The organism is Chryseobacterium indologenes, from assembly GCA_016025055.1.
GTDB classification, from domain to species: Bacteria; Bacteroidota; Bacteroidia; order Flavobacteriales; family Weeksellaceae; genus Chryseobacterium; species Chryseobacterium indologenes.
Window position 1 is genome coordinate 2,526,243 of sequence record CP065590.1, and the last position, 21,453, is coordinate 2,547,695.

16 protein-coding genes are annotated in these 21,453 nt (G+C 30.6%); 4 read left to right on the top strand and 12 right to left on the bottom strand.

Annotated features, from left to right (window positions below; translation table 11 throughout):
• Positions 1-77: 77 nt before the first annotated feature.
• From H3Z85_11540 to H3Z85_11550, 3 genes are all read left to right on the top strand, one after another.
• Positions 78-1,991, top strand: a complete 1,914-nt coding sequence (locus tag H3Z85_11540; GenBank protein ID QPQ50187.1) for an ATP-binding protein — start codon at positions 78-80, stop codon at positions 1,989-1,991.
• A 71-nt stretch (positions 1,992-2,062) separates the two neighbouring features.
• The gene (locus tag H3Z85_11545; protein QPQ50188.1) at positions 2,063-5,092 is read left to right on the top strand and encodes a hypothetical protein; all 3,030 of its coding nucleotides are present in this window, start codon (positions 2,063-2,065) and stop codon (positions 5,090-5,092) included.
• Between the two features lie 155 nt (positions 5,093-5,247).
• Entirely contained in the window at positions 5,248-5,916 is a 669-nt protein-coding gene (locus H3Z85_11550) for a hypothetical protein (GenBank protein QPQ50189.1), read from the top strand.
• 116 nt (positions 5,917-6,032) lie between these two features.
• On the opposite strand, the gene H3Z85_11555 is transcribed toward H3Z85_11550, so the two are convergent.
• The 4 genes from H3Z85_11555 to H3Z85_11570 form a co-directional block, all read right to left on the bottom strand.
• Positions 6,033-7,310 carry a hypothetical protein gene (locus H3Z85_11555; GenBank protein ID QPQ50190.1) on the bottom strand — a complete coding sequence of 426 codons (1,278 nt, stop codon included), beginning with the start codon at positions 7,308-7,310 and terminating at the stop codon, positions 6,033-6,035.
• A 224-nt stretch (positions 7,311-7,534) separates the two neighbouring features.
• Positions 7,535-7,864 (bottom strand): DNA-binding protein, encoded by a 330-nt coding sequence (locus tag H3Z85_11560; protein ID QPQ50191.1) that lies wholly within the window; start codon positions 7,862-7,864, stop codon positions 7,535-7,537.
• Positions 7,865-7,978: 114 nt separating this feature from the next.
• Positions 7,979-9,091: a hypothetical protein gene (locus tag H3Z85_11565; GenBank protein QPQ50192.1), complete on the bottom strand. Its 1,113-nt coding sequence runs from the start codon at positions 9,089-9,091 to the stop codon at positions 7,979-7,981.
• 58 nt (positions 9,092-9,149) lie between these two features.
• Complete coding sequence (locus H3Z85_11570; protein QPQ50193.1) at positions 9,150-10,373, bottom strand: site-specific integrase; 1,224 nt, start codon at positions 10,371-10,373, stop codon at positions 9,150-9,152.
• 339 nt (positions 10,374-10,712) lie between these two features.
• On the opposite strand from H3Z85_11570, the gene H3Z85_11575 reads away from it, so the two are divergent.
• The gene (locus H3Z85_11575; protein ID QPQ50194.1) at positions 10,713-12,152 is read left to right on the top strand and encodes a T9SS type A sorting domain-containing protein; all 1,440 of its coding nucleotides are present in this window, start codon (positions 10,713-10,715) and stop codon (positions 12,150-12,152) included.
• Positions 12,153-12,223: 71 nt separating this feature from the next.
• Here the strand turns inward: H3Z85_11575 and H3Z85_11580 are convergent, their stop codons facing one another.
• The 8 genes from H3Z85_11580 to H3Z85_11615 all read right to left on the bottom strand — a co-directional run bounded on the left by H3Z85_11580 (position 12,224) and on the right by H3Z85_11615 (position 21,372).
• The gene (locus H3Z85_11580) at positions 12,224-13,030 is read right to left on the bottom strand and encodes an ATP-binding cassette domain-containing protein (protein QPQ50195.1); all 807 of its coding nucleotides are present in this window, start codon (positions 13,028-13,030) and stop codon (positions 12,224-12,226) included.
• The gene (locus H3Z85_11585; GenBank protein QPQ50196.1) at positions 13,014-14,414 is read right to left on the bottom strand and encodes a hypothetical protein; all 1,401 of its coding nucleotides are present in this window, start codon (positions 14,412-14,414) and stop codon (positions 13,014-13,016) included. Before H3Z85_11585 ends, H3Z85_11580 begins: the two co-directional genes overlap by 17 nt.
• Positions 14,415-14,422: 8 nt before the next feature.
• Positions 14,423-15,274, bottom strand: a complete 852-nt coding sequence (locus tag H3Z85_11590; protein QPQ50197.1) for a hypothetical protein — start codon at positions 15,272-15,274, stop codon at positions 14,423-14,425.
• A 248-nt stretch (positions 15,275-15,522) separates the two neighbouring features.
• Positions 15,523-16,554 carry a hypothetical protein gene (locus tag H3Z85_11595; protein ID QPQ50198.1) on the bottom strand — a complete coding sequence of 344 codons (1,032 nt, stop codon included), beginning with the start codon at positions 16,552-16,554 and terminating at the stop codon, positions 15,523-15,525.
• Positions 16,555-16,687: 133 nt separating this feature from the next.
• Positions 16,688-16,858, bottom strand: coding sequence for a hypothetical protein (locus H3Z85_11600; protein QPQ50199.1), 171 nt, complete (start codon positions 16,856-16,858; stop codon positions 16,688-16,690).
• Positions 16,859-16,968: 110 nt separating this feature from the next.
• Positions 16,969-17,127 carry a hypothetical protein gene (locus H3Z85_11605; GenBank protein QPQ50200.1) on the bottom strand — a complete coding sequence of 53 codons (159 nt, stop codon included), beginning with the start codon at positions 17,125-17,127 and terminating at the stop codon, positions 16,969-16,971.
• 128 nt (positions 17,128-17,255) lie between these two features.
• Positions 17,256-19,427, bottom strand: coding sequence for a TonB-dependent receptor (locus tag H3Z85_11610; GenBank protein ID QPQ50201.1), 2,172 nt, complete (start codon positions 19,425-19,427; stop codon positions 17,256-17,258).
• Between the two features lie 226 nt (positions 19,428-19,653).
• Entirely contained in the window at positions 19,654-21,372 is a 1,719-nt protein-coding gene (locus H3Z85_11615) for a helix-turn-helix transcriptional regulator (protein ID QPQ50202.1), read from the bottom strand.
• Between the last annotated feature and the right edge of the window lie 81 nt (positions 21,373-21,453).

Genomic DNA, 21,453 nt, shown 5'->3' on the forward strand with positions numbered 1-21,453 from the left:
TATAAAAATATTAGTTTTATATACTAAATCTATGATCAACGTCTAATATTACTATTTAAACTAATAACTAATACACAATGAAAAAACATGATTTTGTACAAGGTTCTTTATTTGAAGAAGATTTTTTATTGAGAACACTAGGCAATTTAGGATCTCAACCTGACATTGCTTTAACTGAACTAGTTGCAAATGCGTGGGATGCAGGAGCAACTGAAGTCGATATTTTCTTGCCAGATGAGTATGGGCAGCCACTAATCATAAAAGATAATGGTACTGGATTAACTGCTGATGAATTCAAAGCTCGTTGGATGAAACTTGGGTACAACAGATTGAAAAATCAAGGAAAAAAAGTTGAATTTGCAAAGGGTATAGATCTAAAAAGGATTGCATATGGTCGAAACGGTGTTGGAAGACATGGATTACTATGTTTTAATGATGAATATAAAATAATCACTAATAAAGATGGCAAGGAATCGACATTTACTATTACTACAAAAGATGATACAGAGCCATTTATAATAAAAAAGGAACAATTTGCAAAATCAAGCTATCCTGGGACAAAATTGGAAGTAATTGTAAAAAAAAATATTCCCAAATCTTCTGAAATAAATGATATTATTTCCGCTAGATTTTTACATGATCCTAATTTTAAAATTTCTATAAATAAAAAAATAATTAATTTAGAAAATCATTCGGGCGTAGTTAAAACAATTCCAATTGAAATAGAGAAATGTAGTTTCATTATAAGTTTGATAGATACTAAAAAATCAAGAAAAAACACGCTTTATCAAGGTGTGGCAATTTGGCAATCAGGTAGATTAATTGGTGAACCGTCATGGGCGTTGGGAACAAATATTATTTTAGATGGGAGAACGCAGGAAGCAAAAAAGTATTCTGTCATTATTCAAACAAATGATCTCGAAAGTTATATTAGAGAAGATTGGTCTGGCTTCAAAAAAAGTAGAGACTTAGATTTTATTTTTGAAAAACTGTCGGAAGAAATAGGAATTATTTTTAACGAAATTGCAATAGAAAATGTTGAAGAAACAAAGAAAATTGTTAAGCAAAACTATAATAAAGATTATGCATCTCTTACACCATTGGCAAAATATGAATTTAATGAAGCATTAGATCATATTACTAAAACAAACCCAACTGCTAAGCAAGAATCAATTAATCTTGCAATGGAAACATTGATTAATTTAGAGAATACAAGGAATGGTTCTGAATTGCTTCAAAAGATCTCTACACTTACAAGCGAAGATATAAATGGTTTGAATAAGCTTCTGGATAATTGGTCAATAAAAGATGCTTTAATTGTTTTAGATGAAATTGATAAAAGAATTTCTGTTATAGAATCCATAAGAAAATTATCATCCGACAAGACAGTTGATGAGCTTCATGTTTTACATCCACTAATTGCTAGTGCGAGATGGATATTTGGTCCTGAATACGACTCTCCAGAATATTCCTACAATAATCAATTACATACTACAGTACAGAAAGTTTTTGGAAAGAAAATCGATAAGGATAATTTCAACAATAACAAAAAAAGACCAGATATCGTTGTAATGGGAGATTCCACCTTTTCAATAAATTGTATTAATGATTATGATACTGAAACAAGTATTTCAAATATCAAAAAAGTTTTAATTATAGAATTAAAAAGAGGAGGCTATAAACTCGGCAGAGAAGAAAAAAATCAAGCGGTAGGTTACGTAGAAGATTTTATGAACTGTGGAACTCTACTTGGAAATCCTTACATAAATGCATTTTTAGTTGGCGAATCATTTTCAGAAAAGATACAACCTAATCATACCGTTTCAAACTCTAATAATGTTGAAATGGGTAAAGTTCAAATTTGTTTATTTTCTCAAATTGTAGACTCTTCTGAAAAAAGATTATTTAACCTTAGAGATAAACTTTCTGAACGATACTCAGAGTTTACAGAACAAGATATATTAAGTACTCAGAAAAAAATTGTAATCTAATTTTTATTTATCAATAAAATATTCTACAATTAATTTTATAATTATAACAAAACATAAGCTAATAACCTGAAATGAGTATACAATTATCTGGACCAAAAGGTTATGAATATCAATACCGAGTTACAGTATTAAATGCATTATTTCTGAGAAATAATTCTACAAAGATGTATGTAGAAAAAATAGGAAGTGAAGATGCTTTAATAGAAATTGAAAATGAAGATTCTACTAAGCAGTTTATTGAAATACAAGTTAAAAGAGAGGAGGGAATTTTAGGAATACCTCAATTAATAAAGTGGCTGTGTCATTTTGAGGAACGTACAAGTAATAATAATCTATTACAGAAGCTTATAGATAATGAAAATACTAAAGTTATATTTGTAACTCGTTCAAGATGTAGTGATTCTATTGTATCTTTAAAAAAAGACTATAACAAAATAAATGATTCCGCTGCTGTTCTTACTTCTAAAGAATTATCAAGTTTTTTTTTGAAGGAACTTAAAAAAATAAAAATAGGAGATACTGACCTTAATAAAAAAAGAGAGCAATTTTGTTATAACCAAGCATTGAAGCTTAACCATAAAATGGTTAAAGATTTATTGGAAAAATGTATAATTGTAGAAGAATTCACTGATGAAAAGGTAGACACGGCAGTTTTACAATATTTAAATAGCAAATGTCAAATTGCGCAATCAAAAACTGAAGAAATTTATCTGAAATTGATACAGGTTGTATTAGGTGGAAGAGATGAAGGATTTGATATTAGTAAAAGGATTAAAGAACTTTTAGAATTAAATAAGATAGGAAATCCATTTGTTGATCCATTATATAAAACCCGAAATGAAGAGAAAAGTTTATTACTAAAACTTGAAAAAGATCATGTCTTATTATTGACAGGTACTTCATTGTGTGGTAAGACTGAGTTGGCAAAAAAAATATCTGAGAGTTTTGTCTTGAAGGGCTATAATTATTTTATTCACGATGAAATTTATAATATCAAAAAATTTCTACAAACCAATATTTTAGATAACAAAATAGTAATTCTATCAGACCCTTTTGGTCATGTTGAACTCAAAGATAAATTTACGGAAATATTAAAAAGTATTAAGGAGTTATTAGATATTAAAGAAAAGCATCATTTATTAATAATAACAAGTCGTATAGAACTTTTGTTTGATGTGTATAATACCAAAACGATAGAAGAATGTTCAATTGGAAAAATGCAGTGGTTTGATTTGACTCTTCATGATATAGAAACTTTGCTTCCTTTTTGGGAGTTTATATCAAAGGAGAATTCATTGACAAAAAATATTTTTGAAACAGTTGAAAAAGGCATAATAGAATCACAAAATGAAAGCCAGCTTCAAATTGGACAGCTTAGATATTTAGCAAGTGAGGATATAGAAAAATTAGAGGGTAAAAATTTTAGTGAACTAGTACATATTGCTAAAAGTAATTCTAGAGAGATTGCCAATCAACTGGAAACATCAAATTTATCTTCAGCACAATTGTTATCAATACTATCTGTATCATCCTCTTCAGTTTATGGAGTTGATTTCAAAGATTTAGCATATATCTATTCTTCAGATACTGAATTGCCTTCAAGCTTAGGAGAAGATGTATATATTCACTCCCTAGACGAAAACGAATCTGATTTTCCTTCTTATTCTGAGAATTTTACTCCAAGTATACAACTTAAAAAAGATTTAGGTTATCTAGAAAAAAGAAATTTAATTTCAATAAAAAAACAAATAGTTATCACAACCCACTCAAATTTTTTAAGTGCAGGACTAAATCTTTTTCTCGATAAAAGCACTATTTATCTTGAAGAGAAATTAGACCTATACAAAAAAAGTATTTTCTGCCTTAATGAACAAACAGCCTTTATTGCTTCAAGAAATTTATTCTTTATCTATAATCAGATTAATCCTGAATTTAGATCGCAAGTAATAGAATTAGGATTTAAAGCTTTAAATTCTATTTTTCCAGCAGTTGAAGATAATTCCCTTTTATTTTTAACAAAAATAATTGGAGATTTAAATATAGAACAACAAGAAAAAATAATCTTTAAAATACAAAAAGGAGGAACTGATTATTATGATATTGAATGGTATAACAATCAAATACCATTTAAAACGAATGGTGGAGCAGGCATGAAAAACTTGTCCTTAAGCTTGGATAAAAGCAAAGTGTCTGAAGTCGAAAATAAATTGAAACAAAAAGAATTTCCGTCAAGCTATGAAATTTGGGGGTATATTAAAACACAAAAAGGAAAGAATACTATTGATAAAGAAATTTTTGTAATACTTCTGCAAGTAAAAGAGGCTTTTATAAGGTCTGAAATTATATACGAAATTTTTAGAAACCAAAATATTTTAGATGAAAAATTTATAGAGTTCCTTTTTAAAGATGAGCATCCTACAGTTATATTTAATTTAATAAGTGCTGTAATACAAAATTGGTTTAATTTTTCAGAAGAATTGAAAGTTATATGTAATAGCCTAATCGTTAAATCTTTAAATCGAACTGATGTGGCTATTAGAGCTTATGAAGTTATAGCAACATTTTCAATTGATTACGGGAGTGAATCAATTATTAAATGGAAAAAATTTAATCAAAAACAAATTGTAGAATTATGGAATTTGTGGGGTGTTATTTATCCGCAAATTATAAATAATATTCCCTTAAAAATTTATTTAAATGGGGCTAGGTTTAGCTCAACCATGTCTACAGCTACTAAATATATAGATATCAAAATAGGTATGGAGGTTTTGAATGCTTGGTATAAAAGAATAGATTTTCAAATTTCAAAAAATAAAATTATTGACGAATATGAAATGTCTATAATGGAAGATTTGTTAGCATTAACTAAAAATAATTCAGAAATTAGAAAGAATCTTTTTTCAAATTTAATTAATTATTATGATACTAGTTTCTTATTATCTAATTTAAAATGGGTATTAAATAATTGGGAATATATAGTTCAATTAGAAAAAGAACAAATTTTTACAATATTAGACGGTAATAGAATGGATCTACGTTGGATTAAGGCTGTTATATTAACTACAGAAAATCCACCAAAAGAGTTAACTGAAAAATTTTAGGGAATATTGATTTATTTAATGAAGACGTAACAGTTTTTCTATCAAATGTAAACGATAGTCTGTTATGTGACTGTTTAAATGTTTTCTGCGGATTTCCACAACCTTTATGGTGGTTAGCCTTACATCATAAAAATCGTAATTTCTGGTTTGAAATTATGTATAAAATTCTCCTAAATGAAAATAATGTAGGTTTCAAAATTTGTTTAGAAAATTTTATAGGTAATGGAGTTATTGGATTTACTCAAGAATGGAAAGAATGGGAAACTTTATGGGATATTATTTGTAATAATTCTTCTGAAAAAGAATATCTATTTGAAAGACTTTTATACAATACAGCAAATGCTACTTGCAACTTGGCATCGGCTAAAAAGATGTGGACAAAATTAATTGAAACCTTTGACTCTCACAATCAATCAAATATAATTGATTGTTTAATTTTGGAGAACCTTGAGATCTTACAGCAAACTGGGCATGGAAACGAAGATGTATTTAAAATTTTTGAAGAACAATTTTTGTTTAAAAGAATTATTCCGAAAATCTCCCCAGATAATGTCATTCGTCAAATTATTGATTTAATTCAAAGAGATCAGTATAACGATATGGCATTCAACTTTTTTGAAAAAATTACCGAAGAGCATAATACGAGATTTTTGGGAACACTCACATATGCAAAGAATGTTTTAGATCTTCAGAAAGAAGAAAATCAAAAAGTCATAGAAACTATAAAAAAAATGAATAACAAGATATATGATTCAGGAAGAATACAAATGAAACAAATGAATATTTTTAATTATAAATTAGATAATTGGATAGGAATTAATTGATTTATAATTAACTTATAGTTGTAATAAAGAAAACCTCCAATGTTGGAGGTCTTATAAATTTGAAATATTCATAATTACATGCTTTGAACAACTTTTTCCTTCTATGAAATTGGAAATTATATTTCTAAGATGTTTTCTTGTTTTTTAATCTTTGGATCCATAATTGGGATTAATTTAGCCTTTAACTCTTTATAATATTTCTGGACAGTCTTTCTGTTTTTTGAAGCTATTTTTGACAGACTTTTGATGGTAATTTTGCCATGTATACTATAATTCCATTCCTTCATTACTTTGAATAATTCAGCTACAGATTTATTAGACTTATCCTTTCCGAGTTGTTTCATATTTAGGATTCTTTTTTCCTTTGTAGTAAGATCCTTTGTTTTATCATAAATAAATCTTCTTTCTTCATTAAAATTAGGTTCAATCTCTTTTATGTTTTTATATATCTTATTTAAAAGATCTTCTACAAAATTATTTTCAACAGGAGGAGTCATTCTATTGTTGTTAATTTTATTAATACAACTGTAAATATTTTTTTTAGATACTTTTTTATTTAAAGCTACTAATTGAAGAGTTATTTTTTCTAATATATAGTATCTTTTATCTGACTCTATAGCTGTAAAAGGAACAAAAACTTTAGCATATCTCAATTTACTATCCTTTCCAAAATCATAAAAACCATTTTCGTCATATTCTATATTTTTAGATTCTATGAGTTCATCCAAATTGTCAAATCTAATTTTATACCCATTACAATCGTATTTAGACAGTTTTTTAATATTATTATTGTTAATACTATTGTAGTGGGTATTTTTTGTAACTTCATTTTCATCAGAAACTGTCAAATCGGATGATAACAATTGAAATACTGGAATAATTTCTGTGCTACTATTGAAGTATGCATGTCTGTCATAAGGAAGAACGGTCAACCTATCAATTGATACTGCTTTCTCATCATAAGGTATATCTAATAATCTAGCTATCTTTTTGGTAGCTTCCTTAAAGTTATTTAGAGTTAATCCATCTACTTTCACAACTAATGTCATTCCTGTGTTAGATAAACTTCTCCAGTATGCACATATATAGGTTGTATTAATCTCAAAATCTTGTTCGGTCATTCCATCAACATCGAGATAAAGATATCCTGTAGGATTCAAAACATTTTTTCCTGATATATAATTATTTGAGAAATTAAAATTAATTGTTATTGCAGGTAATTTGTTGATCTTAATGTAGTTGTATTCTTTAGATTTTCTTTCCAGGTTTCTAGCATTTTCTACATATTGAATATGTTCTTGAGGTGGAGATTTAATGAAATTTACTACTTCTTCAATATTATTAAATGAGCTTACAATAGCTCTGTTTTTACAATTGTTTATTTTGTTAATCATTTTATTACTTAAAATAAGGATATAGCGATAGCTCATACAGCTTGTTTGCTATATTTTTTGAGGTTTTATATTGTTTTAAAATTTTACTTGATTTTTAGGCTATTATTTGAGATCTAAATCCGACTGTCTGAATGATTAACAAGATTATTATGCGCAATCTAAACCAAACTGTCAAAAGAAAATAAACTAAAACAAAGTCTATTGTATTTTTGTGTTTTCCATAATTAAGCTGTCTTTCTTGCCAAATATTTATTTACATTATTTTGGAAATCAGTAAAATTGTTTCTTTTGTGTTTTGTCATCCATTCCAACAATTCTAATCTTTTAAAGTAAAGTTTTCCATTGCCAGAAGATGAGTAGATAGGTAAATCTGTTCCTACACTACTAAGTTTATGTATATAACTTACCTTATATCCTGTGAGTACCGCAGCTTCATATACATCCAATACTTCTTTATTAAGAATAGTTGACATTTTAACTGTTTCTTTCAGCTCTTTTAATTCTCTTGCAATGTTCGTTAGAATTTCTCTTAATTCATTTACAATTTTTATCATATAATTTTCTTTTTATTGTTATATAAATTCAATTGCAATTTCTGTATATTTTTGAGGAAGAGTTGAGGAATAGATTATTCCACAAAAAATAAAAACTCCCTGTATAAAGGAGTTTTAAAACTTTTTGTTAAGATTGTGTGGAATTACTGCGGAATGAGTTCTTAAATTTTCAACAATTTCAGCAATTGTGTTAATTTTTGTTGGTTGTCTATTGCCTGTTTTCACTTCACTAATAATTCTGCTAATACTATTTTTGTCTTTAATTTTTGGAATCTGATTGTTACTATTAGTTAAAAACAGAAATCTTTCTGCCCAAAACTTATTAAAAAATGTGCTATCCTGATAATCTTCTTTGAAAAAGTCTCTTAGAGAATCAATCAGATGTGCTAAATCAGATTGGGTTTTACCAATCAGTATAATTGGTTCTGATGGAATTATATCTATATAAAAATGCTGTAAAAATACTTCTTTAGTACAAGATTCGTCAATAAATCCTTTTGTCCATAGGTTTTCATGCAGTTGCCCAATAAAATCAAAGTTCTTTCCAAAAACAGTTTGTTTGATTGTATTATTGGGTGGAGTAGAATTAGAATGTACTGGATTTACAAAAATTGAGATATTGAGATATTGAGAAAATGTATTTTTTATCATTGTTAATACTTGCTGATATAGCAAAGTGATTTTTTCAGTAAGTAAATAGATATCATCTTTTGTAGTATTGGCATCTAAAAACACACTATTATATTCAATAGATTCTTGCAATTGGTTAATAATATCTTTGAAAATTTTATTTTTACCAATGGGGTCAATTTCTAAATCATCAACTAGACTTTTGAGTAATCCATAACAATTTACCATTAAATCATTATCGGAAAGGCTATAAGAAAAAGGAGCTATATCATATAGTGATATATCAAAATGCCAGTCATTCACTTTTTTCTCTATATCAGCAGCAGAATTATTAAAAATATGTGGAAATTCCTCAGATAGAGATCCTTTCCAATTAAAATATTCAAAATCATCACGTTTTCCAATTATTTGACTTTCATAATTAAGTTCCTTGATGATATTGTTAATGACAATGATCTTTCCCTTATCATTTAGATTTTGGTATCTTAAATTATATTGCTGAGGGATAAAATCCTTAATATATCCGTGTTCTAAATATAAATTTTGCTCAATCAGATTTTTAATGCCATCCAATCCCCCTATTCCAATCTCACGCATTATTCTATTGTAAGATTGTATGTCGTATGTACTTATGTTTTTCAATTGGAGAAAAATTTTATACTAATTTACTAAAAGCATCATCAATAATGCCATCCTCAAAATCTTTCAGGTACGAATTAGTAACAGAAACAGAAGAGTGTCCCATTACTTGACTAATTACATCCGCAGAAACATTATTAAATTTTAAGTGAGTGGCAAAAGTATGTCTCCCTACATAACTGGTTATATCTTCATCAATTTCCGTTTGTTCTGCTATGAATTTCAAATCAGAGTTAAAGATTTTTAAACATCTTCTATACCTTCCGTACAATTGCTTATCTGAAAGTTTGTTTTTTAAGATAACAGGAAAGATATATTTTACTTCTTCTGGTTTTAAGTAATTTCTGTAGTATTCCAATATTTCCAATGCTTCTGACCTCAAAGGAACATTGAAATCCCGACCTGTTTTACTTCTGGTATAGTACAGACGGTTACCTTTTATATCATCCCATTCTAAGAATGCCATGTCTTTAAAGTTCATACCGCCAACATAGTAAGAAAATAAAAACATTTTGTAAGTATTAGTGTATTTGGGAAAACTTCCACAATCAAATAATTTAAACATTGAAAACTGCCCTTCGCTCAATGCTATTTTGCGGGATTGCATTTTCAATCTTTTCTGAATACTGTAACTTCCGAACGGATAATCTTCTTTTCTTGCATAACCCGACCTTATAGCAAGATTAAATAATGTTCTTAAATCAGTCATTCTGATTCTGATAGTTGTATTGCTACACGATTTTGCTAAAAAATTTTCATATTTCACTAAAAATTCAAAATCAATATCCTTAAATCTTAAGTCTATATTTTTTTCAAATTTGAATAACGATTGCATGGATTCTTTAATTGTTTTGGCATATCCGAATTTACTAAGCTCATTTAATGCATCAATTCTCTGTTGAAAAAAATCTTTCACAGAAATAGATTTTATTTTGTTACCTGCGGATTGTGCTCTAAACCTTGCATCAATGTCGTCTAAATTATAATCAAGCTCTTCGGATTCCAGTTCTATGATAGCTTCATTAAGACGGGTGTCTAGTTTTTTCAAAGATTCATTAATTTCACGAGCTTTACCATGATTAGATTTCACTTTCTTGTTTTTGGTATCCCATTGGTTCTCCTGTACAGAAAACGGAGTAGTGATAATTTTAGATTTGTTGCCTAAGTATACTTTAAAAACAATTGGAAGACTTCCATCTGCTTTAGGTTTATTTCGGAGCATTAGTTGTGTTGTTGCCATAGGTCAAGTTAAAGGTCAAGGTTGAAGGTCAAAAATAGTAAAAATAAGTCAAAATTTAAAATGAAATATTATTGTAAATAATTGTAAAACAGTATTATTGTAAATGAAAGTATACAGGAGTAAATACCCTGACTCCTTACTCATAATCAGGTGGTCCCTGGTTCGAGCCCAGGTGGGACCACATAAAAGCAACCACTTACAGTAATGTGAGTGGTTTTTTTTATGATTATAGTAACATTTTTATTATTCAGGATGTAAGTCAAGAGTTTTTCTATATTTGCCACTTATTGCGGGAATCTTAATTTTCTGTTCAATATTTAACTAATAACTTATGTATTTATGAAAAAAGTTTTATTTCTTATCAGCTTTTTTGTCCTGTTGCTATGGAGTGGAGAATCGCAGGCACAGGCAAACGTAGATCTCGATACATCTTTTGTTACCGAAGCAGGATTTAACAACGCAGTGATGACTACTGCTGTACAACCGGATGGAAAAATTCTTGTAGGAGGTTGGTTTACTACTTACCGGGGGATATCCAGAAGCAATATTGCCCGCTTAAATGCGGATGGAAGCCTTGATACTTCTTTTAATGTAGGAGCAGGGTTTGATGCGGTTGTTTATAGTATTGTTTTACAGGCTGATGGTAAAATCCTTGTGGGAGGCGATTTTACCACGTACAACGGAATTACTCAAAACAGTATTACCCGTTTAAACGCAGATGGCAGTATAGATACGTCTTTTAATATGGGAAATGGGCTTACAACATCCGGAGGGATGGCATTTGTCAATACAATGGCTATACAGAATGACGGAAAAATTCTTGTAGGTGGCAGATTTACAGACTATAATGGAACTCCGCGACAACGTATTGCCCGCATCAATACAGACGGAACTATAGATACTTCATTTGTCGTTGGTTCAGGCTTTAATGCAGATGTTAAGACTATTGCCTTGCAATCTGACGGTAAAATTGTTGCGGGTGGCAGTTTTAAATCTTATTCGTTCGCCAATGTAAATTATATTGTCCGTCTGAATATGAATGGTACTATTGACAGTTCGTTTAATATTGGGACAGGATTTGGTGGCAGTCCCGGTGGAGCAGTTGTTCAGACAATCGTAGTTCAACCTGATGATAAGATCCTTGTCGGAGGATATTTTACCACTTATAAAGGAACGACCCAAAACCGGATTGTACGACTCAACACAAATGGAAACGTAGATACATCATTTGTGGCAGTCGCAGGTGTAGATAATTATTTTGTGAATGACATTGAATTACAGCCGGATGGAAAAATCCTTTTAGGAGGTGGCTTTTTAAGCTATAATGGAATTGCCAGGAGATGCCTGGCGAGAATTAATGCGAATGGAAGTCTTGATACCTCATTTGACATCGGAACCGGATTTTTTGGAACACTCAGCAATGTAGAGACCGTTTCATTACAACCTGACGGGAAAATTGTGGTTGGAGGATATTTTACCAGTTATAAAGGGGTAGATCAGAATAGAATTGCACGTCTGAGTGTTGCAGGAACTTTGTCTGCTTCCAGTTTCAATACAAAAGAAATGATAACGGTGTATCCGAACCCTGTAAGTGAAAATCTTCATTTTTCGGAAGAGATCTCCACAATCAAAATACTTGATATTTCGGGAAAAGTGATCATTCAGACTTTCACTGCCGGAAAATCTTTCAATTTGGGGAAACTTGTTAAAGGAGTATATTTTGTCACAGCAACTACAAAATCAGGGAAAATCATCACGCATAAGGTCATAAAGGAATAAGCTTTTGGGGAAATAAAAAAATCAAACCACTTACAGTAATGTAAGTGGTTTTTTTTAGCTATAAGTTGTGATCAACTGTCAAGTTCCAGCTGATTTTTTACAAGGGTATAATATTCTTTTTTATTATCCACCAGTTGCTGATGGTTTCCGGCTTCCACCACTTTTCCTTGTTTCAGCACTAATATCTGATCGGCATTTTTTACTGTTGAGAGTCTGTGAGCAATAATGATCACTGTTTTTCCTTTGAAAAAATTTTGCAGATTGTGGTGTATTATTTTTTCATTTACAGAGTCTAATGCACTTGTTGCCTCATCTAAAATGAGAATTTCCGGGTTTTTGTACATAGCCCTTGCGATAAGAATACGTTGTTGTTGCCCTTTGCTTAAACCTAATCCGTTTTCACCGATTTTTGTTTCAGCATTTTGAGGGAGTATATCTATGATTTCATTTAAATTGGCCTGAGAAATGATGTGATTAAACTTGTTTTCATCGTATTCCTGTCCCATTACAATATTTCCTTTAACGGAGTCTGAAAAAATATACCCATCCTGAAATACGACACTTATTTTTTCTCTCCACTTATTAAAATTGAAATTTTCGATCGAATTATTGTTGAGTGTGATCTCTCCCGTGAAGGGCTCATAAAATTTCATTAGGAGTTTTATTAAAGTCGTTTTGCCGCTACCACTTGTACCCACGATGGCTGTTGTACAATTGGATTTTAAAGTTAAATTTAAATTTTCAAAAATTTTGTATTCATTGGGATTCTGATAGCCGAAGCTCACATCCTTAAAAATAATATCACCATGGGCTGAAACTTCATTAATAGAACCGCCTGAAATATCCTCTTCATCCTTTTTTTCATAGACATCTATCAACCTTTCCAGGCTTATCTTGGCATCTTGTAAGGAATAGATAAAGAGTACGAAATGTTCCAGAGGGGGCATTAAGCTGGCCAATAATAAATGAAATGGCCAGCATGGTTCCTAATGTTATGGAGTCTTCAATAACCATAAAGGCAGCCAGACCGAGAATGATAGTGTTTTTGATCTGAGTCAGATAATTAATTCCAAATTCCTGAGTATTGGATAGTCTTAGATTCTTTTTGTTGACTTCAACTAATTCTTGTTGTGTGTCTCTCCATTCTTTTACTTTTTTAACCTCAAAATTGTTGATTTTTATGTCAGAAATACCATTGACAACTTCATAGAGAATATTTCTGTTTAAAGATTCAAGTTCAAATTTTTTATAATTTAAAAATTTTCTGACTTTATGGAACCAAAGAACCCATAAAACCGAGATTATTGATCCTGTGAAAAAGACCAAAAAAATCATATTTGAATATTGGATGAGGACGATGGAGAAAATAAAAAAAGAAAGAACAGAAATAATGAACTGCATTGTATGCTGAGAAAAGAAGTTCTCAATTTTGTCATGGTCAGCTATTCTTAAAAGAATGTCAGAAGATAGCTTGTTCTCAAAAAATGAGATGGGCATTTTCATCAGTTTAATGAGAAAATCATTAACCAGTTTTAACCCAAACCTAACCTTTACAGTAAGAAATATCCATCCCTGAATAAATTCCATAATCATGGATGAAGTATAGGTGATCAACTGTGCTGCAAGGAAATAGATGATAAAATATACGCTTTTATCCTTCACTCCTTTATCAATCAGTTGCTGATTAATATAGGGATAAAGAAAATTAAATGATGCGATGAGCAAAATTAATGTGAATATAATCGCCAGTTTTCCATACACGGGTTTGAGGTACTGCAGGAAATACGAAAATTCAATTTTTTTTACTTCACTATCCATATGGGGATTAAAATTGGTATGAGCTTCAAAAAGGAGCGTAATTCCTTTTTTCTCATGATCCACATTCCATAGGGACTCAGTTTCTTTTTGCTGTAATTTTAGTTTTCCATAGGCCGGATCGGCAATATGAATAAACTGTTTGTTGTTTTTCTTTTCAGATTTATAGGCAACCACATAATGGGAGTTTTTCCAATGCAGTATTGCAGGGAGTGGAACATCATTACATAATTGGTCGAAAGTTATTTGTGTAGGAAGAGTTTCAAAGCCAATGGTGTCTGCAGCATTAATCAGGGAAGACAACGTTACTCCGTTTTTATTGGTATAGGCAATCTCCCTCAGATATCGGATATCTATCTTTCGATTGTAGAACTGTGCTATCATTTTAAGGCAGGTAGCTCCGCAATCAGCACTCTCGAGCTGTTTAAAAAAAATGAACTTTCCCATGGCCTTTTTTAATTTATTATTTCATATAAGCCCTCTGCTGTTTTTCTAAGGTCGTTGGACACAAGCCGGCTGTATCTTAATTCATCATCCTTCAGACCAAGTATCATATCATGTGATACATGCCAAAGCTCTTTAATTTTCGTTTCTTTTAGAATTTGAATAATACTGTTTTTGTTAATATTACCGAATATCAGTTCGTTTTTCAAACAATTTTTTATATTTCCCAAATAGTCAATACATACTTTTTTATTGTAATATGGATTGTACTGCAGGGATTCTCTGTAGTATTCAAAATCAATAATTAAATCTGTTTCCTCAAAGTTTTTGCTCCTGATATATTCCATGTTTTTTTTCGTGAACAGGATATTTTGCGAGACATAATTTGCCTTTGTTTTATCTGATTCATAAAATACAATAGCTTCAAGTTTTTTAAACTTTTTTAGTGTATGATAAATTTGTAAGGATGCCTTATGACTGACGTAGGGAAGGTATATTTTAAGGGATCGTAAAACCAGATCATTACAGTACTTCAGAATTTCTTCTATGGATGCCATATTTTTCTTTCCGCAAGCCAGAAACCGGATTTCCAGGAACTGACAATTTAAGTCATCAAGCTGTTCAATGGCCTTAGTAATAGTATAGTTTTCAAATCCGTATTCTATGATAGCATTGTTTATCACCTGTGGTGATTCCCAGATATCTGATATGGGGATAAATTCGTCCCGCAGATCGGAGAAAAATGCAAACTTTTCTGCAAGCAATAGAGTGATATAGCTATTGAAAATCTCCTTTTGATCTGAGAAAGCATTTTCAACTTCAAGGTAAGGTAATGTAGAAAGCATTTTGATGACTTCCACCATCGATGAGGGGATATATTTTATATTTTTCTTTTGAAAATCGCAAATAATAGCATTTTCTTTTCCCTCAATCACTTTGCAAAAAGAAAAAATATTCAAATACTTATTCATCTTTCTTTATAATAAAATTTGATATGGGTTTTGTAGAAATGTACATTTTATACCCTGTTGAAAAATGTTTTTTACTGTTGGTAAAAATGGATCGTGTGTAGAGTTCTCCTACGCTGTCGGTATCCATTTGTGTCATCAATCTATAGGTTAACGGCAGTTCCTTCAGCGTTTTTTTGCTGAATATGGTGGTTTTCTCTTTCTTTTTCATCATTTTCAACGAGCCAGTGGGCAATTTTTTTTTCAATTTTATAATTACATTTGTTACCAGGGGCTGTATACTGGCCGGCCGGGTTTATGTCCAATAAGATGTATTCATTGTCATGAGTAAGCATCACATCAAAGGAGCAGGTATTTAAATGTAAACTCTGGAAAAAATCAATAAGTTGTACTCTGTAATCCTTTGGGAGTTCGTAAGGTATCCAGTTGATGCTGTCTGTGCCGAAGCTTAATTTTACATCTGTTTCCTTGTTCTCTTCGGTAAGGATAATTGCTGTCGCATAAAAACTGCCGTCAATATAGAAGACCCTTATTTCCATTTTAGAGTCTACTTTTTGCTGGAAAAGGGTAGGTGTAAAATGTTCCGGTAAGGTTTCAATAAAATTCTTTTTTACGGTATTGGTATATATAGAAAATGTTTTTTCTCCTTTTGTAAAATATCCGCTGTGTCTGATGGGCTTCATGATAATCCCATGTGTATGCTTTTCATAAAATGATAACAGGTCTGCTTTGCAATTGCAAAGTATTGTTTCAGGCATTTTTACGCCTCTTTTTTTAGCGTGAAAAATGTGATCAAGCTTATTTGCATTTATTCCCAGATAATGAGGCATCCATGTCTTTTCCTTAAATCGCTGGAAAAGATATTGCATCAGCTCTCTGATTTCCAGTTGTAATTCGTAGTCGGCTTGTTTTAGTAAAGGATCGTCAGTTTTTTTTGAAAAATCAAAAGGGATATCATGCTCAAACCTCCTGAACCAGATGACATTTATCTTATGGCTTATTTCAATTCCATTGACCCATATTTCTCCGGTATTGATGTCAAGTCTGGTATCGGTGGTTCTGTTAACCAAATCATTAATTGTAATTTTGGCGAAGTCTGCCTTCTGATAGATAAGCCAGTCTATTACAGGGTCGGTTCCCTGCTCATACCAGTCATAAGATAGTATAAGTATCATTTTTTTTGATGTTAAAGGATGGATGATCTTAAAAGAATACTTTCTGACTTTCTGTAGGGCAACTTTGAGTATGTAGAGAATTCTTACGCGATGATTTGTATTGGTAAGACTGCCTTATACAGAAACGTATTTGTTACATATTGTCGCTCCAATGCGATTCTATATCGCGGGCCTGGCTGTCTCTTCCGGTACTTTCAATGTCTTTTGAAAGGCTTCCTCCAAAGGTAATAGTCATTGCTTTTTTATTTAATAGCTTGACTGTTTTTAGAGTTGTTAATTTGATTTTAGTTTTGTTTGGTGTCATTTTTTTTTGTTTTTGAAGGTTATGGCATAATAAGTAATATTTGTGATATTCTATTGTAGAAAACCGTATACCGTCAGTAAAAGCCTGACAGTATACGGATATTCCTTATATTAGTCTCTCTTCAAAGAGTCATTTGAAGTAGATTCTACATCTCTTTTCTTAGAGCCTTCTGCGATTTCAAGGCTGTCTTCGATCTGATATCCTCCAGATACAAGTTTAATAGTTTTAAGATCTAATGGTTTAACTGTGTTTAAATTTGCTAATTTCATTTTAATTAATTTTAGTTGGATTAATAATTTTATTTTTTGTCATACTATCCCTGACAAGGGTTTTTGCTAGCTAGCGATTTATTATGGTCTTTTTGTACTGTACACTTACAAAAAGAATCATTCAAAGTTTATTTTCCTGTTCTGTTTTTTTCTTCCTGGTTTCCAAAATTATGTTTTGAAACTTTAAGTTTTTGATTTCCAAACTTATAAGATAGGGATAAGGTAAAAAACTGCGTGTCATAATAGTTTCGATACATCGTTTTTATACCGTTGGAATATGACGTATAAACAGGTTTTTGTGTTTTTAAAATATCATTTGCTATAATGGAGAGCTGTAAATTTTTATCTAACATTAAAAATTTAAGTCCTGCATATAAAGATTGGTTGGTACCCACTTTATCTACTCCGTTTACTCCGGGAAGGCTTATCCAGTATCCTACATTAAATGATAATGTTTTTTTTGAATTTAAAGAAAATTCATTATCTGTAGAAAGGTAAGTATTCCATCCATTCAGAGAACCAACCGTTATCGGGGTGTCTGATGTAGATTTTGTATAATTAATATCAAATGAATTGGTTGTTGTCCAGAACTTTACAGGATTAAACGATATGTTTTCTGTAAGGCCAATATTGTAGGTTTTAAGGAAGTTTAATACAAAATAACGGGTTATTTTTGTATCATTATCCAATATACCCAGCTGTTCAAAACCATTTTTTTCATATGAATAGTATATCTTAGACTCCAGATTATCAAATGTATAGATGAACTCAAAGTTACTGGTATAAGAAGGTTTCAGAAAAGGGTTTCCTTCTACATACGAGTAAGGATTATCATATATCCTGAAAGGGTTCAGTTGATTATAATTGGGTCTGTTTATTCTTCTGCTGTATGTCATATTAAATGAGTGGTTGTCATTTGGAGTATACGCAAGATAGGCGGTAGGAAAAAGCTGAAAATATGTATTTTTATTTTCCTGATCAAGATTCCTTGAATATCCTTTCGTCTGTGTATTCTCGGCTCTCAGTCCTACATTTGCTTCCCATTTTTCACCCAGTTTTTTGTTGGCTGAAAAATATAATGCCTGTGTATTTTCTGTAAAATCAAATTCATTGGTTTGTTTTTCATCTATAATCGGGGTACCTGAACTATTGTCATAAAAAACGACATTGTTATGAGTCCTGGACTGTGAAATCTTACCTCCAAATGAGAGTTTTGCCCATTCTAACGGAAGTTCAGCATCTATTTTTCCTGAATAGTTTGTAATATCTTGGTTATTATTATTTATTGCTGCAAAGTACGATTGCGGAATATCATTCTTATCCCAGGAATTACCATCGTAATTTCGGGTGTTTTTATCTTTTAAAGAAAAATAATCCACATCAAATGATATTTTTTTTCCTAACGAATCCAATTTATAGATTGTATGAAAATTAAACTGATTCAAATTGGGCTTCTCATTACTTTTTGCCTTCGAAATAATATATGATTTTAAATAATCCCGGCTGTCATAAATATATGATGCTGTATTATTTTCATTAATATTCATCTCAGAAAAACTGCCTAAATACTGAAATCCCATTGAAAGTTTATTGGTCAGATCATAATCCAGCCCAAGCCTTGTTGAAAGGAATTTATTCTCAATCTTTCGCGGACTTTTATTTTCCCATCTCTCTTCAGGATAATAAATACTGCTGTTATCAATGTTTTTTCTGGTTCCATCTCCCGTATTAATAGAAGAGAACAGCGTGATTTTATCTTTTTGAAAACTAAAATCTGCTCCAAGATTCCCTGTCGCATAAGTGGCTTGCTTATAAGATGACCTTATGGTAGCATTCCAGCTATTCTTTTTAGTTTTTTTCAATACTATATTAATAAGACCTCCGTTTCCCTGTGCATCATATTTTGCCGGTGGAGTAGTGATAACTTCTATAGATTTAATCTGGTCAGAAGGTATAGTCTTTAAAAAGTTGGCTAAATCATCTCCGGCAAGGTGCATAATTTTGTCATCTATCAGAACTGAAACTCCACTTTTACCAATGATGGATATTTTATCATTAATTACTTTTACTCCGGGCGTAACTCTTAATGCGTCCATTGCATCTCCGCCTGTTGCAGATGTAGAGTTCTGTACATTAAATACTAGCCGATCAATTTTTCTTTCTACAAGCTTTTTTCTTGCCTTTATTTCAACTTCCTGTATTTCTTTTTCTATTAATTTTCCCACAGAATCATTCTTTTTCTCTTGCGAAAAAGCGAAGATTGTAAAAGTGATACTTAATGCGGAAAATACTTTTTTCATTTCTAAAGGTTATTACAAATTTTGATAAACTCAAAAATAAGTGTTTGATGTTTTATCTGGAGCAAAGATGCACGAGCTTTTGCGATAAAACAAGAAAAGCCTATCAGGATTTATAAATTTAAGGTGAATATGGTAAGTAATTTATAAATTCAGTATTTGATTTTATAAAAATTAAGAAAAGTAAATAGTTGAAAGTGAGGTATTTATAGTGTTGCGGAAAATGAAATTATTGAATAATTGATTTCTCAATTTCTTTGATATAAATAGAGGGAGTAATTCCTGTCTTTTTCTTAAAGGCAATAGAAAATGCCTGCACATTATTGTAACCTATTTCTTCCGCAATAGCCGGTAATTTGTAAGATCTAAACTTTTTATCCTTTACAAGCACATCTAATACGTAGTCAATACGTAGATCATTAAGGTAAGCAGTGAAGTTTTTACCTTTATGATTATTAATAATTTCAGATAGATAGGTCGTATTTGTTTTTATACTTTTTGCTAAACTGGCCAGGGTAATGCCATTCTTTAAAAACTGCAGTTTGCTTTCAAAAAGGTCTAAAGCCTTTAAAATAGATTGAGCAACATCGTCAGGAACAGTTTTGATCATTTTAGTTTCAGTAATTTCAGCTTTTGCGGATACTTCCGGTAGGTTTACCTCATTTTCACTTGGGACATATACTGTTTCTGATTTCTTTTTTTCAACCCATTGAATCAGCTCTTGAGCAATTTTTCGATGTTTTTTTTCGGCTTTTTTTGTTTTATAGTAAAATGCTGCGAGCAATAAAAGCAAGAGTATTAAAATACTGATAGAGACATGTAAAAGTGTTTTTCTATGTTTTAAATCGGTAATAATATCTTCCTTTTCCTGCAGCAGGTTCGGAGTATCGTATTTTTTAGGGAGTTCGGTGGATAAATACTGGAATTGTTCATCAAGCTTTTTATCAACTTTTAGAAAACGATCAATATAATATAGTTGTTTCTCCTTATCGTTTTTTTCTTTATAATAATCTATAAGATAAGTGTAGGTCTCCCGAAGCTCAGGAAAGGTAATATTACTACTCTGTATATTAGAATCTAACTGGGTAAAATATTGTACTGCTTTTTCCTTGTTTGCTAATCCGTTATATGCCCTGCCTATATGGTATAGTGCATAATTTTCATTATTATCTTTGATTCCTGAAAAATAATTATAGGCTTTTAATAGCTCATCGGTTGCAGTTTTATATTCCTTCTGCTTTAGATGATAAAGCCCTGATAAGTATTGATACTGACTAATGCTATATTTGTTTTTGTTTTCAATCGAATATTGTAATCCCTGTTGAATCAATATATTGGCAGAATCCAGTTTGTTAATTTCAATATAGCAGTTGATCAGGTTTACCCTGTTTTGATTATGTTCTGTCTTAAGGAAATCTTTTTTATTGTAATAATATCTGAAAATTTTAGCCGCTTCAGCGTTTCTGCCTATATAGCTGTTGATATAGGCAATGTTTAGGTTGGTATAGGCAATGAGTTTTTCATCTTTTTCTTCTTTTGCATATTTTAAACTTAAGATATAATTGTCCAGTGCTGCTTTTAATTGATCATACTTGTAGTACTGATTCCCTTTTAGTCTGTATACTGTGGAAATCCAGTAACTTCCTTTAATATCTTTTGTAACTGTGGATATACTGTCAATATATTGTAAGGCTGTTGAGAAATTTTCATTAAAATGCATAAGAGTATATCCTTCCGCTATCTGAACAATATTTTTTTCTCTTTTTGCTTTCTGTAAATAGTATTTAGCAATTTTTTTAGATTCAGAAACATTATCATTATTATAATAATCGTCAAATTTATTCTTCAGTTGTGAATAATTAAACTCACCTAAAGAATCAATTGTTTTTGTTTGAGCATTTCCAAAGCTACTCAACAGCAATAAAATTATAAATATTAACTTCATCATTTTTTCAATACAGTACAAATTTACATTTTTCTTACTCAAAAAACTACTAAGTTGAAAATCAATATAAAAATATTTAATTGT